At 69.4% G+C, this 15,468-nt stretch carries 15 protein-coding genes and 1 pseudogene; 11 read left to right on the forward strand and 5 right to left on the reverse strand.

Annotation, left to right across the window (positions count from 1 at the left end; translation table 11 throughout):
- The coding region (locus ABZ911_RS41830) for a cytidylate kinase family protein (protein WP_358069833.1) at positions 1-745 on the forward strand (745 nt) is incomplete at its 5' end.
- A gap of 69 nt (positions 746-814) precedes the next feature.
- Here the strand turns inward: ABZ911_RS41830 and ABZ911_RS41835 are convergent.
- Positions 815-3,739 carry a Tn3 family transposase gene (locus tag ABZ911_RS41835; protein WP_358069836.1) on the reverse strand — a complete coding sequence of 975 codons (2,925 nt, stop codon included), beginning with the start codon at positions 3,737-3,739 and terminating at the stop codon, positions 815-817.
- Positions 3,740-3,904: 165 nt separating this feature from the next.
- Between ABZ911_RS41835 and ABZ911_RS41840 the strand changes: the two genes are divergently transcribed.
- A complete protein-coding gene (locus tag ABZ911_RS41840) occupies positions 3,905-5,116 on the forward strand; it encodes a hypothetical protein (RefSeq protein ID WP_358069839.1) in 1,212 nt (403 codons plus the stop codon).
- A 15-nt stretch (positions 5,117-5,131) separates the two neighbouring features.
- Here ABZ911_RS41840 and ABZ911_RS41845 read toward each other — a convergent pair whose 3' ends face one another.
- On the reverse strand, positions 5,132-6,601 hold the full coding sequence (locus ABZ911_RS41845) for an alpha/beta fold hydrolase (protein WP_358069842.1): 1,470 nt from the start codon (positions 6,599-6,601) through the stop codon (positions 5,132-5,134).
- Between the two features lie 175 nt (positions 6,602-6,776).
- Between ABZ911_RS41845 and ABZ911_RS41850 the strand changes: the two genes are divergently transcribed.
- From ABZ911_RS41850 to ABZ911_RS41880, 7 genes are all read left to right on the forward strand, one after another.
- Positions 6,777-8,006: a sensor domain-containing protein gene (locus ABZ911_RS41850; RefSeq protein ID WP_358069845.1), complete on the forward strand. Its 1,230-nt coding sequence runs from the start codon at positions 6,777-6,779 to the stop codon at positions 8,004-8,006.
- A 12-nt stretch (positions 8,007-8,018) separates the two neighbouring features.
- A complete protein-coding gene (locus tag ABZ911_RS41855) occupies positions 8,019-8,663 on the forward strand; it encodes a response regulator transcription factor (RefSeq protein WP_358069848.1) in 645 nt (214 codons plus the stop codon).
- A gap of 194 nt (positions 8,664-8,857) precedes the next feature.
- Positions 8,858-9,109 carry a hypothetical protein gene (locus ABZ911_RS41860; protein ID WP_358069851.1) on the forward strand — a complete coding sequence of 84 codons (252 nt, stop codon included), beginning with the start codon at positions 8,858-8,860 and terminating at the stop codon, positions 9,107-9,109.
- 282 nt (positions 9,110-9,391) lie between these two features.
- On the forward strand, positions 9,392-10,015 hold the full coding sequence (locus ABZ911_RS41865; protein WP_358069871.1) for a DUF4326 domain-containing protein: 624 nt from the start codon (positions 9,392-9,394) through the stop codon (positions 10,013-10,015).
- The gene (locus ABZ911_RS41870) at positions 9,909-10,157 is read left to right on the forward strand and encodes a hypothetical protein (RefSeq protein ID WP_358069874.1); all 249 of its coding nucleotides are present in this window, start codon (positions 9,909-9,911) and stop codon (positions 10,155-10,157) included. The genes ABZ911_RS41865 and ABZ911_RS41870 overlap by 107 nt, the downstream gene beginning before the upstream one ends.
- 87 nt (positions 10,158-10,244) lie before the next feature.
- Positions 10,245-10,682, forward strand: coding sequence for a hypothetical protein (locus ABZ911_RS41875; protein ID WP_358069854.1), 438 nt, complete (start codon positions 10,245-10,247; stop codon positions 10,680-10,682).
- Between the two features lie 147 nt (positions 10,683-10,829).
- Positions 10,830-11,105: a hypothetical protein gene (locus tag ABZ911_RS41880; protein WP_358069857.1), complete on the forward strand. Its 276-nt coding sequence runs from the start codon at positions 10,830-10,832 to the stop codon at positions 11,103-11,105.
- A 38-nt stretch (positions 11,106-11,143) separates the two neighbouring features.
- Here ABZ911_RS41880 and ABZ911_RS41885 read toward each other — a convergent pair whose 3' ends face one another.
- Positions 11,144-12,001: a CU044_5270 family protein gene (locus ABZ911_RS41885; RefSeq protein WP_358069860.1), complete on the reverse strand. Its 858-nt coding sequence runs from the start codon at positions 11,999-12,001 to the stop codon at positions 11,144-11,146.
- Complete coding sequence (locus tag ABZ911_RS41890) at positions 11,994-12,566, reverse strand: RNA polymerase sigma factor (protein ID WP_358069863.1); 573 nt, start codon at positions 12,564-12,566, stop codon at positions 11,994-11,996. The genes ABZ911_RS41885 and ABZ911_RS41890 overlap by 8 nt, the downstream gene beginning before the upstream one ends.
- Before the next feature lie 539 nt (positions 12,567-13,105).
- Between ABZ911_RS41890 and ABZ911_RS41895 the strand changes: the two are divergent.
- A pseudogene (locus ABZ911_RS41895) lies at positions 13,106-13,384 on the forward strand (hypothetical protein); the annotation flags it as partial.
- A gap of 123 nt (positions 13,385-13,507) precedes the next feature.
- Here ABZ911_RS41895 and ABZ911_RS41900 read toward each other — a convergent pair.
- Positions 13,508-14,374 (reverse strand): NAD(P)H-binding protein, encoded by an 867-nt coding sequence (locus tag ABZ911_RS41900; protein WP_358069865.1) that lies wholly within the window; start codon positions 14,372-14,374, stop codon positions 13,508-13,510.
- Positions 14,375-14,487: 113 nt separating this feature from the next.
- Here ABZ911_RS41900 and ABZ911_RS41905 point away from each other — a divergent pair, with 113 nt between their 5' ends.
- Entirely contained in the window at positions 14,488-15,420 is a 933-nt protein-coding gene (locus ABZ911_RS41905) for an AraC family transcriptional regulator (protein ID WP_358069868.1), read from the forward strand.
- Positions 15,421-15,468 lie beyond the last annotated feature (48 nt).

A 15,468-nucleotide genomic window follows, 5' to 3' on the forward strand; every position in this document is an offset into this window, starting at 1 on the left:
TTTGTCAGCCGCCGCTGACATCTCGCTGATCAGTTTGTACACGGGTACTAAGAGGAGAAACATGGAGCACGGCACCCGTCAAGATCTCCTCGGCCGACTTGTCGAGGAGATCGAGTCAGCTACCACTCCGCACCCGCTGCGAGTCGCCATCGACGGATCGCCCGGCGCTGGCAAGACCATGCTGGCCGACGAGCTCGCCATCGTCCTGCGCGCGCAGGGCCGCGATGTGATCCGCGCGACCGTCGACGACTTCCTGTTTCCCCGTGCACAGCGCTACCGACGCGGCCAGTTCTCCGCCGAAGGCTGCTACTTCGACGCCCACGACCACAATGCGCTGCGCCAGGTCCTGCTTGATCCGCTCGGCCCAGGCGGAGACCGAAGGTTCCAGCACACGGTCTACGACAGAGACACCGACATCCCACTGTCTCCACCGACCACGACCGCCACCGAACACGCCGTACTTCTCTTTGACGGAGTCTTCCTCATGCGTCCAGAACTCATCGACTGGTGGGACCTACGGATCTTCATGTCCGTCGACTTCGAGCAGACCATAGACCGCGCCCTGACCCGTGGCATGGCGCTGGCCGGATCCGCCGACGCCGCAGAGATCGAGCGGTCCTGGCGCGACCGCTACATCCCGTCCCAGCAGCTCTACTTCGCGACAGCCCGCCCGACCGATCACGCTGACATCATCGTGTATAACGATCAGCTCCAGCGGCCGACCTGGGACATCCGACCACACTGAATGACAGGCAATCTCGGCAACGACTCCGCGCGCCACCCGGAACGATCGGAGGTTCGCGCAAACTCATCCTTAGGCGGCCAGGCTGAGGTCGAGGCGGGTGTTCATGTCGAGGCGGAACCGGCCGTAGGGGTTGATGTGGACCCAGAATAGGGGCGAGAGCGCCCGGCGGTCCTCGTCTGTGAGCTTCTGCGCCCATTTCGGATCTCGTAGCACGGCCTGGAGGAGTTGGGTGTTGATGAACACCAGCGAGGACTGGAGCAGGTGCAGCGCGAGCATGGACACCTCGGCGTGCTCACGGTCGACACCGGTCAAGACGCCGTCGCGGCCGTAGAAAATCCGGTCGTTGGCGCCGTTCCAGTTCTCCACGACCTGCAGCCCGTTGTTGATCTCGCGGCGGAGTTCCTCATCAGCGAGGTAGTCGCAGGCGAAGATGGTGCGCACGACGCGGCCGAGTTCCTCCAGGGCGAGGTAGACCGGCTGCTTGGGGCCGCCGCTACCCTTCATGAACCGGCGCAGCACCTGCTCGGCCTCGTTGGTCCGCAACCGCAGGGCGGTCGCGTACTTGATGATCTGGTCATAGTTGCGGGCGGCGAGATCCCAGTCGATCGTCCGCTGCTTCAACACCTTCTCCAGCTTTGGCCACGGGGCCTGGCTGGCGGTGGGCGAGTACAACTGGATCGCGCCGATGTTCTTCAACCGGGGCAGCAGCTTGAACCCCAGCACCTCGGTGAAGGCGAACCCGACCAGGCTCGCCCCGTGGGTATCGGTGTAGTTCGCCTCGATGTCGGCGTCGGTGCCATGCCGCAGCAGCCCCTCGATCATCGCCGCAACCTCGGAGGAGGAGCAGGACTTCAGCTGGGAGTAGACACACAGCCGACCCTTGTCGACATGCCAGTAGATCATGACGCCGTAGCCGCCGTACCGGGCGTGGAATTCCGTCATCAGGTTGGAATCCCAGGAGGCGAACCGCTTGGAGTCCGACGCCGTCGACGTGGCCTTCCCCCACCATCTCGGGTCGCGGGCCTCCAGCGTGGCGTTCACTACCGACACGATCGCGGCCCGCAGGTTCTCCCGGGTGATGAAGGTCTGGCGGACGTGCCGCAGTTCGGCCTCGGTGTGGCCGTGCTCGCCGGTCGCCGACATCTGCCGTATCCCCATGTTGGTGCCGAGCGCGAACAACACGAGCAGCAGCCGCTTGCTGAGCGTCTCCTTGGACAGCACCTCGCGGGTCGCGACCGAGGTGAACAAGTCGGGGAAGTCGGTGATGAACGCGGTGTTCTTCAGGATGTCCAGCAGGTCGATGGTGCCCCACCGGCGCTGCACCTCGGCCTTCAGCGCGGTGAGGTTGCGCGGCTCGGGCAGCTTGTCCAGCTTCGGGACCGACACCCACGGCTTGCCCTTGCGTATGGTGATCTTCACGCCTCCCGTGGTGCCCTCAACCAGGCCGGTGTTCAACCGGTCCAGGCCCGCGGTCAGGCGGTTCTTCAGGTCGGCGATGAACTCGGTGGCATCGAGTGGCTTGGACAGGGCGGCGTAGTGGACGTCGCGGTTGGTCTCGAAGTCGCCGGGCAGGTCCTCGTCCGGATCGCGCCACCGGCCCGCGCCCTGCACGTACACCTCACGGCGCCGCAGCGCCTCCCGCAGCGAGATCAGCACGCACAGCTCGTACGGGATCCGCTCGACCCGCCCGGACTCGGCGTCCACCACGGCGTCCCGCCATGCCCACTGCACCACGCCCTCGATCGGGACCCGCTCGGTCTCGGCGTAGTACCGCTCGGTCGCAGCGACCCCGGCGTACCGCGACAGCAGCTCGATCGCGTCCATCACGGGCCGGTAGGCGGTGTTGTTGCATTTGAACTCCAGCGCCGCCAGGATCGGCGCGAGCATCCGCCGGTAGTGGTGGGAGTAGGAGCCGCGCAGCTGGTAGCGGATCCGCTTGGAGACCGCCCGCTCGGTGGCCATCAGCTCCCGCGCCAGCGACTTCAGCGTTCCCACCCCGCCCGGCACCGCCGGATACACCGCTTCCCGTACCGTGTCGTCGGGACGCTCGATCGCGGCTTTGATCATGTTGACGTAGATGCCGCGCTTGCCCCGCACCTTCGTCAACTCGCCGACCAGTTCCCGCTCCACCCTCCGCTCGGCTCGCGCGTTGATCCGGTGGATCAGGTCGATGAGCAGCCCGACCAGCCCGTCGATCAGTTCGGCCTGCCGCGTCCAGCACAACGCCGCCAGCAGCGTGTACCTCACCGGCTCCGCGCAGTCCTCGAAGTCCGACGGATACATCCGCATCGCCCGCGTACGCCACGCCGCCACGATCCGGTCCGACACCCCAGAGAAGATCCCGTCCGACAGCCCCAGGGACCGAGCCGTCGCCAGCTTCCCGATCTCCGCCAGCAACGTGTCCAACCCCAGCGGACCCGGATCGGCCTTCAACTCCGCCAGTACATGCGGACGGTCCAGCAGATCCTGCAACCTGCCGCACACCACCGGCCCCAGCGTGCCTACTACACCCGCCGAGAACGCCACCTCAAACTTGGAAAGCCCCGACCCCACCACCCGCTCCACCTGGCCCGGCGTCGGCGGTTCCACATCCTCGCTCCGACACCTCCGACGCAGCGCCTCACCAAGCCGCTGCCGACTCGTCTCCGTTGGGCACATCTCCTCCGCCAGCCACCGCGCCCACCGGTCCTCATCCTCCTCCGTCGCCGGCCGAGTCCCGAACGCCTCCCTGATCTGGTTGCGGTGATACTCGATCGTCCGTCCCGTCCACCGATACTTCGCGAACGCCCCGGCGTCGACCTTCACCAGCGACGCCACATAGTCGACCGCAGCCAGCGGAACCTCCTGCGGGCCGTCCGGGAACCGGCCCTCAAGCTCGTACAACAACGCGAACCCCAACCGCGTCGCGCCCGACTTGTTCCGGATCAGCTTCCAGTCACCCTCGACCAGCGTCCACGAACCGATCAGCTCATCCGGTTCCCACTCCGCACGCATCCCCACCACTCCCAGACCGCGATCACCACCAGGACATGGCTCACGATCAAGGAAAAGGCCACCCGCTTCACTCGAATTGATCTACTTGCAACTACTACGCGATGAACCCGAAAGATAGCTCACCGCTACTTTGCGGCTCGCCGTAGCTTCAGGAGTTCTGGGCCTATGAGTGATCCCGAACTCGAGCCCGCCGCCCCGCACGCCACGCCCGGCGAGACGATCGCATGCAGCTGGTGCGGCAATCCCATGCCGCCGGGCCGCCGCCGCACCCGGGAGACCTGCAGCGACGCCTGCCGGCAGCAGCGCGCCCGCGCCCGCCGCGCCCAGCAGCTGGACGGTGTGCACGCCACGGTGGCCACGGCCGGCGGGGTGCTGGCCGAGGCGCGCGCCCTGCACCAGCAGCAGGCCGCCGTGCTGGCCTCCTTCGCCGACCAGCTGCGGCACGCCGAGACCGGCGCGCTCGCCCGTATCAAGGAGGTCGAAGCCGAGGCTGAGACCGACCGCGCCGACGCCCAGCAAGCCCGGGAGACCGCGGAGCGGGCCGAGCAGGCGCGCATCACCGCCGAACGCGCGATGCGCGAGGCCCGGCGCGCCCAGCAGCTGGCCGAGGAACGGGAGCTGGCCGCCCGCACCGACCTCGAGCGCGTCAGCCGGGAGGCCGAAGAACGCATCGGCCGCGCCGAGCGGGCCCGCGGGGTCGCAGAAGCAGCCAAGGACGCCGCCGAGCTGGTGCGCGACCATCAGGCCGACGAGCTGCGCAGCCTGCGCCGCCAGCTCGCCGACCAGGCCGAACGCGCCGAGGCCCAAGCCGCGACACTGGCCGAGGTGCAAGCCCGGCTCGGCGAGGCCGAGATGCAGCTGGCCGCCGAACGCGCCGACACCCGCCGCCTGACCGACCAGCTGTCCGACTCCCGCCAGCGCCTGACCGAGGCCGCCGAGCAGCTCACCGAGCTCAAGACCGCCGCGGCCGAGGCTCACGCCGACGCCCGGGGGCGCGCCAGGAGCTCGCAGCCGAGCGCCGCCGCGGCGAGGGCGAGCTCGAGCGGCTGCGCGAGGACCTGGCCCAGACGCGCCGGAAGGCGGCCGAGCAGGCCACCGCGGCCGCAGTGGCACAGGCGCGCGCCGAGACCGAAAGCGAGGCCGCCAGGCGCGAGACGGAAACTGCCCGCGCCGAGCTGGCGGCCGTCCGACAGGAGCTGGCCCGGCGGCTCGCCGAGCAAGCCGGCGACGAGTCGGGGTCGGCCGTCGAGGCGGAGCCGCCGTCGTGAGCCCGGCAAGCCCTCCGCTCGGGTCCCCCTGACCGATGGGGAGCCGTTCTGCGTCACCAGATCAACCCGCGCTTTCCTCATGATCGTTCCGTGGTGCCGATCGGGTTAGCAGCTTCTTGTCGGATCATTCGGCAGGGCAGGTGGTACCCGGCTTGGGCAGCCTCAGGTAGGTCAGGTACGTGGTCGCGTATCGGATCGGGCACTTCTTGCCGGTCAGGTACAGGGCGTGGCCGGGCCCGTTGTAGGCGACGGTCACCGATCCCGGGATCATCCCGGTGAAGCTCTCGGTCCACACGTAGTCGCCCCACGTGCTGCCGGCTCCCAGGAATGGCGGCAGTCCGCGAGCCGGCAGCGGGCGAGAGGGGTTGGCGACCGGTAGCGGCCAACCGGTGCATCCGAGCGCGTCGAATGAGGCCGCCCCGAAGTCCGGTGAGATCCTCTCCGCCTGACGGCGAAACTTCTGCAGCTGGGCGTAGCTGCTGTAGCCACGATCATCTGCGCAGGTCATCGCCAGCGCTCCGGGAGCGGCCCAGATCCGCGCGTTGCCGAGAGCGAAGTCGGCGAAGCCGGACCCGTCCCCGCCCCGGGCCTTGTCGACCGCCTCGGCGAAGGCCAGCCACCGCGAGTGGTCCGGTCCGGGGTCACCGATGAAACCGAAGCTCCGCAGATGCCATCCGGTCAGCTCGCCCTTGCCGAACTCGGACGACGTGATGGGGATCGGCTTGCGATCGGCGTCTTGAGTGAGCTTGCGCCATACCGCGCCAGCGTCCTCCCCGTGCAACGCGCAGGCAGGAGTGTCCGCACACCATGTGGCGAACCCGGTGAAGACCCGTTCCAGGATCGGCAGAATCCGCAGCGTCTGGTCGCGCCAGCCGTCGACCTGGTTGATCGTCCCGTCGAGGTACATGGCTCGGATGTGCTGCGGGAAGAGCCGGGCATAGGCGGCGGCGGGCACTCCTCCGTAGGAGTTGGCCATGAAGCTCAGCCGTTCCTCGCCCAGGGCCTCGCGAACCGCGTCCATGTCTCTGGCCACCGACAGGGAGTCCATGTGGGCGAACAGACCGGTCTTGTCTGCGCTCTGACAGGCTTTGAAGGCCTTAGTCATCGCCGCGGCCAATGCCTTGTACTGCTTCCGGCTCTGGGGATCGAACAGTGACGTCCCCGGCTGCATACAGGAGGGCGGCATCTGATCACGCCACACGGTGGTGCGCGGCTTGTAGGCGACGAGGTCGAACCTGCGCCGCAGTTCGGTGAGGTCGGCCGCCGCGCGCTTCAGGTCGTCGATCCCGTTGGCCCCGGGACCGCCGGGAACCCCCAGCACGCTGCCGATCCGGCGCGCAGGCTTGGTGGCGGGCAGCCGGGCCAGGTCCAGCTTGACCTTCGGCCCGTCCGGCTTGGCCCAGTCCACCGGCACCTCGATCGCAGCACACTGCATGCCCGCCGGTATGCCCTGGCCGGCGCAGTCCCGCCAGGTCGGCTGCGCATCCCGAGCGGCGGAGGCCCCCGGGGTCATTCCTGCCAGCGCCGCCACCGTTACACCGATGACCAGCCCTCTGGTCCTGCCGCGCCTGCGCCGCTGCTTGGTTGTCATCATGGTGATCACTCTGGTGACACCGACCGGATGGCCACCACCGGGACGTCCTCCGTGTTGGTTTCGGGATGTCCCCCAGGGGCTGTCCGGCTGTTCTCGCGCGTGCGTGTCCGTCAGGCTGGACGGCGTGCGGCGTCTGGCGAGGAGGAGCGTGGACAGGCAAGCAGAGAGGTGGCGTGTGCTGATCACTACTCCGGTGCGGGAGCGGTCGCAGCGTGAGCTCGCTTACGCGCTGATGCTGCCGTTCATGGCGGCAATCGGCTTGGTCCATCTCGTTCTCGTGCTGCTGAGCGTCATCCTGACGGCGAATCTCGTCGGAGTGCCGATGCTGGCCCTGAGCGTGATGGCGGCCAGAGGGCTCGGCACAGCCAATCGACGGCTGTCACGAGCGTGGGCCGGGGTGCGGGTGCCCGATCCCGGCCCGTTCCGTGCCGGGCCGGGCCTGCTGAACCGGCTCGGCGCGGCGCTCGGTGACGTGACGGGATGGCGCGCCGTCATCCATAGCCTGCTCCGGCTGCCGGCGGCCGTGGTTGCCTGCGCGGCCGCCGCCGGGTTGTGGGGAGGCGGCCTGCTTCTGCTCGGCTGCCCCCTGTGGGGGCAGTCCTCCGCCATGGCGCACCTGTCTCCCCCCGGCTGGCCGGTTGCGGCGCTGGTGAGCGCCGCCGGACTGGCGCTGCTGCTCCTCGCCCCGTGGGGCCTCCACCTCGCCCTGGCCCCCGAGCGCATGCTCGCCCGTACGCTGCTCGGGCCCGGGCCGGGCGACACCCGGATCCGCCGACTGGAGCAGGCACGGGCGCTGGCCGCAGAGGACGCGGTCGCCAGGCTCCGCCGGATCGAGCGAGACCTGCACGACGGGACGGCGGCACGGCTGGTGACGCTGGCCATGAGCCTGGGCATGGCCCAGGACGAGCTCGAGCAGGCCGACCAGCCCGAACGGCTCCAGCGCGCCCGCGTCCTCGTCGACAGCGCGCACCGCAGCGCCAAGGAGACGGTGGCCGAGCTGCGTGACCTGATCCGCGGCATCCACCCGCCGGCGCTCGACCAAGGGCTGGAGGTCGCCCTGGCCACGCTCACCGCACGGAGCCCGATCCCCGCCCGGTTCGAAGCCGACCTGCCCGAGCGACCGGCTCCGGCCATCGAGGCCATCGCCTACTTCTGCACGACGGAACTGCTCGCCAACGTGGTCAAGCACAGCGGCGCCAGGCACGCCGCCATCGAGGTACGGGTGCGTGATGGCCTGCTGACCCTGCGGGTGCGCGACGACGGCACCGGCGGCGCGGCGATCGGCACCGGATCCGGATTACGCGGACTGGCCGCCCGGGTCCAGACGTTGGACGGCATGATCGACATTCACAGCCCCGCCGGAGGACCTACGGTGATCACAGTCGAACTCCCCCCGCACATCTGAACGGAGCAGTGCATGCGCATCGTGATCGCCGAGGACGCCGTGATGCTCCGGGAGGGCCTGTGCATGCTGCTCACCTCCCGCGACCACGAGGTGGTGGCCGCCGTGGGAGACGGCGACGCGCTCCTGGCGGCCGTGGCGGAACACGGTCCCGACATCGCCGTGGTCGACGTGCGCATGCCGCCTTCCCACACCGACGAGGGCCTGCGGGCCGCGATCCAGATCCGCCGTGATCATCCGAGTGTGGGCGTGCTGGTGTTCTCCCAGTACATCGAGACGCGTTACGCGGCCCAGTTGCTCGCCGGCGGCGCCCATGGCGTGGGCTACCTCCTGAAGGAGCGCGTCGCCGACGTCAAGGACTTCCTGGCCGCACTCGACCGGATCGCGGCCGGGCAGACCGTCCTCGACCCCGAGGTCGTCACCCAGATCATGGGCGCCAGCCGCCGCACGGAGACCCTGGGCACGCTCACCCCGAGGGAACGCGAGGTGCTGGCCATGATGGCGGAGGGGCGTTCCAACAACGCCATCGCCGTCGCACTGTTCCTGTCGTACGGCTCGGTGGAGAAGCACGTGACGCAGATCTTCACCAAGCTCGGCCTGTCTCCGTCGGACAACGACCACCGCCGGGTACTCGCCGTCCTGCGCTACCTGCAGGCCTGACCATCGCCATACACGCTCCCACAGCCTTGCCCTCAAGCGCCAAGAGGCATCCTTCGGCCCCCCGTTCCGGCAGGCAGAACGATCATCCGCCTACGGCTACGTGACGCTTAACACGTCACGGACACGAAACCGACGTTCCGTTGCAGGTCAGGAGCGACGCGGACACTTTCAAGATCGCTAAAATCGACAACTTCGTGACGCTGACCGAGTTGTGGGAGAAGCGTGGCGCCTCTGGCGACTGCCCCGTGATGCCGGTCATCCAGGGCTGGAACCTTGACGACTACCTGCGGTGCGTCGAACTCTACGAGCAGCACGGCGTACGGCTCGCCGAGGATCACCCCGTGGTCGGGTCGGGTCGGTCTGCCGCCGTCAGGGCACCGCCGAAATCGGCGAGATCTTCCGCACCCTGGCCCGGCTCGATCTCCCGTTGCACGGGTTCGGCGTGAAGATCGCAGGGCTACGGCATTGCGGCCGGTGGCTCACCTCGGCCGACTCCATGGCCTGGAGCTTCCAGGGCCACCGCACCCCGACCGCCTGCGGGTCGAGCACGCACAAGAACGAGGGGCCAACTGTCAGTCCTTCGCGCTGGCGTGGCTGCAACGTGTCTGGAAGGCGGCCGCGCGACCGCAGTGGGATCAGCGAGACCTGTTCGAGGTGCCCGAGCTTGTCGAGGCCGCCGAACCCAGGCCCGCCGGGTGCGCGTCGAAGGCGACCTCTACCACGGCCGGGTGCCCGCCGGGGCGGTCTACATCGGCCGGGCCTGCCCGGGGTTGAAGGGGAGCCCGTTCCGCAACCCCTTCCCGGTGAAGACCCACGGCCGCGCCGAGGCCTTGCGGCTCTTCCGCCGCCACCTGGTCGAGCACCCCGAGTTGGTCGAGCAGGCCCGCCGCGAGCTCGCCGGGAAGGACCTGGCGTGCTGGTGCCGCCTCGGGGAGGCGTGCCACGGGGACGTCTGGCTCGACGTGCTCGCCGAGGGCGAGCCGTACGGCGCGGCCGCCGGCTCCGGGACAATGGGGCCTGTGACGCTGGTGACGTTGGGCGAATGGGCGGCGAAGGTCGGCCGCGCAGAGACGGCGGTCCGGAACCACCTCACGGCCGCTCCCGGTTTCCCTGCCCCGAAGGGGACCAGGCCGCGGGAGGGGTCCGGCACAGGAGTACGACGAGGCCGAGCTCGACGAGTGGCTGACGACGTGGGAGGCCGAGCACGCGCCCGCTCGCTACCAGGTGCCCGGCGACCCAGGCGAGATGCGCACCCTCGGCGCGATCGCCAAGCTGTTGGGCATCGACGGCAAGAGCGTCACGCAGTACCGCGCGGTGCTCGACCAGCACGCCGCCCACGAGGAGCGTGGTAAGCGCCGCTTCTACCGGACCGGCGACGTGGTCGAGGTCCTCAACAGCCGCAAGGGGCCCGGGGTCGCGCTCGACCCCGCGCGAGACCGCCGACGCCGTACGGCGGCCGCCGAAGACTGGCCGGCCTCAGCCTGCTCGCGGTAAGCATGACCGCGTTCTTCGGCTCCTAGCCCGCCTCGCACGCCACAGCGTACCTTCGTGATCAGGTCTCGCCGACGAAGGAGCCCCCTCGTGACCGACACGACGCCGATCGAGCCCCGCTGGAGTAGGCGCCTGCTTGTGGTCGCCCAAGCGGCCGCCGCCATCCTCGGCGCGGTGATCCTCGTAGCGCTCCCGCTCGACGACACCCTGACGTGGGCGAGCTCCCCGCGCGGGCTTGGCCAGGGCGCATTCTGGGCGTGGGTGGCGACGCTCTGGCTCACCGTGTCTCCCGTCGTGCTGGCGCTACCGGTCGCACAGTTCTGGCGGCGCGGCGAGAGCGCGCGCCGCCTGCTCGTCGCGGTCTGGGCCCTGATCGTTCTCGCCGCCGTGGTGCATTGGGACGCGGGCGGGTCGTGGGCCGAGATCCTGGTGCGGCCCGCCGCGTTCGCGCTCATGCTCTGGATGTTGCGCCCGCTCGACCCGCCCTCGGCGGAGGTCGACGCCCCGGAGGGCAGCGCCGAGGGCTGAGCGGCACACCGACCACATTATCCACTGGTAACTGCCCCGGCTCCTGACCCCGATCTCACCCGCCAGCGCGACGTCGTCAACGCGTTCTTCGCCGCCGCTCGCGACGGCGACTTCGACGCGCTCGTCGCCGTACTCGACCCCGATGTCGTGCTGCGGTCCGACGGCGGCGTCGCGCGTGCCCGCCACACGGTCGTGATCAACGGCGCGCGGACCGTGGCCGCGCAGGCGCTCACGTTCGGGCGGCTCTCCCCGTTCGCACGACCGGCGCTGATCAACGGGGCCGCCGGAGTCGTCGTCGCCGCGCAGGGACAGCCGTTGTCCGTCATGGCCTTCACCGTCACAGGCGGGAAGGTCCTCGCCATCGACGTGCTCGCCGATCCCGAACGCCTGCGGCGGCTCGACCTGACAGCCCTCGACGGCTGACAGGCGTCACGGCTGGCCCCGCCTCTCCTCCGACGGCTCTATCGGGGTGGTTGGTCCGTCCACTCGGCGGTGACCGAGATGGAGCGGCTCTCGGCGGTGAACATCACGCCGCCGTCGGCCATGACGAGGAAGTTGGTGCTCTTCACCTGGGACGTCTCAGGGTCGACGACCAGCTTGATCTTCGCCTGGTCGCGGTCGACGACGTGGGGGATCAGCAGTCCCTGCCCGCCGTCGACCGCGCCCAGGCTCTCGACGCCCGGCAGTGCGGCGATGGCCCGGTACGCGGCGGCCCGTACCCGCGGCGGGGCGGGCAGCTCTGAGACCAGCGCGCTGAGCGGGAGGAGCAGCTCCGGGTTCGTCGTGCTGGCCTCGCGGCCCTGAGCCTCGGCGATCCACGCCTTCAACGCCTCGGTGTCGGCCGGCAGCCCTCTCAGATCCTCGAAGCTCACCTCGGCGCCATCGGGCCCGAGCGTGAACGGGCCCGGGTCCTCCACCACGGCGTCCGAGTCCGGCTTCCAGCCCTTGGACCAGCGCCGGCCATCGCGCCTGGTCCAGGTCTCCCCCGCGAGTACGCGCCCGTCCACCTCCCGCCTGACGTGCCAATAGGTTCCGGAGCCTTCGGGTGTACGTTCGGCGCTGGCCGCGGCGACGAGCAGGATCTCCTTGGCCGAGGCGGGTGTGACGGTGGGGGCGGTCGCGCCCGTGGCGATCACGACGACGACGGCCGCCGCGACGGCGGTGGCCAGGCCGAGGCCCGGTACGAGCAGGCCGATACGCCTTCTCGCGCGGACCGGGCCGCGCATCCTGTTCTGGAGCCGGTGCCGGCTGCGGTCGGCCACCTCGCTGGACGGGTCCGGCTTGGCCAGTAGGGTGGCGAGCGTCTGCAGGTCATCCATGGACTGTCTCCTTGTCGATGAGATCGTGGAGTTTGGCGCGTGCCCGGCTGAGCCTGGAGCCCACCGTGCCGGTGGAGATGCCGAGCGCCTGGGCCACCTCCTGGTAGCTGAGCTGGCCCAGGGCGACGAGCAGCAGGACGTCGCGCTCGCCCCTGGACAGCGCGGTGAGCGCCCTGGCCAGCTGGGGCTGCACGCGCTGGGCCGCGACCGAGGTGACCACGCGGTTCTCGTGGCCCTCCACGGCGGGTTCGGGACCCAGGCGGGCCAGCGCCCTGTAGTGGCGTGCCTCCTTGCGCCGGTGCCTGGCCACCAGGTTGGTGGCGATGCCGAACAGCCAGGGCCGCAGGCCGCCGCGTTCCGGGTCGTACCGGTCGCGCTGGTCGAACGCCAGCAGGAACGTCTCGGCCGCGATGTCCTCGGCGGCCTGCGTGTCCAACCGGCCCGCCACGTACCGGTAGATGTCGCGGAAGTGCAGGTCGTGCACGGCGGTGAACAGCTCAGGGTCACGCCGGTACCGGGCGGCGAGCTCGGCGTCGGTCGCCTGCTCGTCCAACTCGGCGGTCAAGTCCCTGCCTCCGTCATGAGAGTGCCTTCCGGTTGGTGGTCAACGTTCACCCACCCTTCGCCGCAGCCCCGGATCGTCTTCCCACGGCACCCGTCGCCCCTGCGCGTCCAGTGCTCGTACGGCTCCCGCGATCGGCATCCGCAAGGGCTGTCCGGTCCCTGGAGAAGATCATCTGGGACTGGACAGCCCTGTGGAGACAACGCCTGCACGGGGAGGAGGTCGTGTTGAGGTTCACGGTTCACAGGCTCCGGCAACCCAAGGCCTCCCCGTGCGGCTGCGGCGGTATCTCGAACATTGCGGGCCGCGTTGACGGCTTCCCGGTGGGTGCTGATCCTCCGTCGCCGCCTCCCCGTGGACGGCTTCCAGGGGATCAGCACCCGCGAGAACTGACTAGCTGACGCCGCCCTCCGTGCTGCCGGGCTGCTCGTTCACGGCCTTCGTCAGCGAGCCCGCCGTGTGCAGCAGGGACTCCGTACGGATCTCTCGAACGTCACGCCTACGCCGGGCCCGACTGCCACGCCGACCATGCCGGCGGCTTCTCCGGGGAAGGGACGTCCTCGCTGATCTCGGTCGCCGCGAGCCTGGAACACATCGTCCACGCACTTGAGGAGGCCGAGGTCTCCTCGGCCGTCACCCGAGCGGCCAAGGAGGTCATCGATGCCGCAGTGTCAGCCGGCCACAGAGCGGACTCCCCGACCCGCCTCGCCGAGTTCCTCAGTCGCGACCGCGCGAGTGGACATCCGCCAACCCGGCACACCGACCGTGATGCAGTTGGTCAGGCTGACCATTCACCAAGTGCCGGAGACCGGCTGCTGTAAGAAAGGGTTGAGATGGGAGTGCCGGCGATCTTCGCCGGAATCCGGCGAATCTGTCTTTGACCTGATGCGCTGCGTGACGCACTGCGGTGCAAGGAGATCTGGGTGGTGGGCGCCCACTCCCTTTTAAGGAGTGGTCTTCACGAGATGGCGCAGTGTCTCGCCAAGCTCGGTCGTACACGTGGATTGCCTGTCGCCTCTGGGCTGGAGGATGCCTCGTTGCTCGGCGTCGTACAGGCCGGCGAGCTCCTCGGCGAGCTGGGGCGGAACGCCCGCCTCCACCATCGTGCCGACCCATGCGGGCTGCGGGATGGTCACCACCGTGAGCGGCCTGCCGAGAACAGCCGCCAGTTCTTCAGCCACCTGCCGTTCCGAGTACTGATGACCGTCCAGATCGATGATCTCGCTGGCCGTGGCAGGCGCCGTGAGGGATTCGGCGACCACCCTGCCGACGTCGCGTGTCGCGATCATCGGGACGGGCACATCGGCTGACGCGCCGAAGACCGGGTAGACGCCGGCCCCGAGAGCGGCGCCGAGCACCGTTTCGACCTTCTCCTGGAAGTGCGACGAGCGAATCGCGGTCAGGAGCACGCCCGTCTCGCGCAGCCGACTCTCCATATGGTGGAGCCAGCGGATGGGACCGGTGCCCTCAGCCAGCTCGGCCCCGATCGAGGACAGCATCACCACGTGCGGGACACCGCTGTCCAGGACCGCCCCGGCGATCGAGTCAGCCAGCCGGCGATGGTAGACATCGGCGTCGGCTGCCGCCGGATCCGTCGGCAGCAGGACGAACGCCCCGCGGCAATCGCGGAACGCCTCCGCCAGCGCCGCCCTGTCGCCGAAATCGGCAACGGAGACCTCGGCTCCCGCTCTGATCCAGTCTGCGCTCTTGGCCGCGTCGCGGACCACGGCTCGCACCGGTTCCCCCTTGGCCAGGAGGTCCCGGGCTGCCGCCCCGCCTACGTGGCCTGTCACTCCTGTGATCGCGTACATCGGATACCTCCGGTGGGTCGTCGAGGTGGGTCACGCCCCAGTGAACACGCGCCGAGAGAGACGATCCATATTCCGTACGCTCACTTTCATTTCTGTCCGTCTAAACTGAGGTGGTGGACCCGCTCGCTGACCTGCTCGACGGCGTCCGTGCCCGAAGTGCGGCGTTCTGTCAGGCGATCCTGGAACCACCGTGGTCGCTGCGGATCGCCGACGGTGCCCCGCTCGCCCTGGCCACCACGCTGCGCGGGCACGCCTGGATCATGTTCGGCAGGGGTGAGCCGGTGCTGATGCGCACCGGGGATGTGGCCATCATCAAGGGGCCGAATCCGTACACGATCAGCGACGATCCAGCGACTGCGCCGGAGATCATCGTCCATGCGGGCAACCGACTGACCACCATGGACAACATCGACGTCACGGACAAACTGCGGCTCGGTCCGCGCACGAGCGGACGCACCCCTGACGGGTCGGCGATCGTGGCCAGCGGGACCTACCAGGTCAGCAGAGATGTGAGCGAGCGGCTCCTGAACGCCCTGCCGGAGGTCGTGCTCGTGCCGCGGTCGAGCAAGCAGTCCCCGATCATGGAACTGCTTGCTCAAGAGGTCAACGGCGAAGGGCCTGGCCAGCAAGTCGTCCTTGACCGGCTTCTGGATCTGGCGCTGCTCGCGACCCTGCGCGCCTGGTTCGCCCGCCCCGAGGCTCAGGCACCCGGCTGGTACCAGGCGCAAAGCGATCCGTTGATCGGTCCGGCATTGCGGCTGATCCATGACGACCCGGCCCGCCCGTGGACGGTGGCCTTACTGGCAGAAAAGGTGGGCGCCTCGCGCGCGGCGTTCGCGCGCCGGTTCACCACCCTCGTGGGGGAGCCCCCCATGGCGTATCTCACCGGCTGGCGGATGGCGCTCGCCGCCGATCTGCTGCGCTCCTCCGACACCACGATCGACTCGGTCGCCCGGTACGTCGGCTACGCCAACGCCTTCGCGCTGAGCGTGGCTTTCAAACGAGTACGCGGCGTGTCCCCAAGCCGCCATCGGACGGGCAAGTAAGTACCCGTGTACAAACTGATCAGCGAGATGTCAGCGGCGGCTGACAAG

The sequence above is a fragment of the Nonomuraea sp. NPDC046570 genome, assembly GCF_040645915.1.
Taxonomy (GTDB): domain Bacteria; phylum Actinomycetota; class Actinomycetes; order Streptosporangiales; family Streptosporangiaceae; genus Nonomuraea.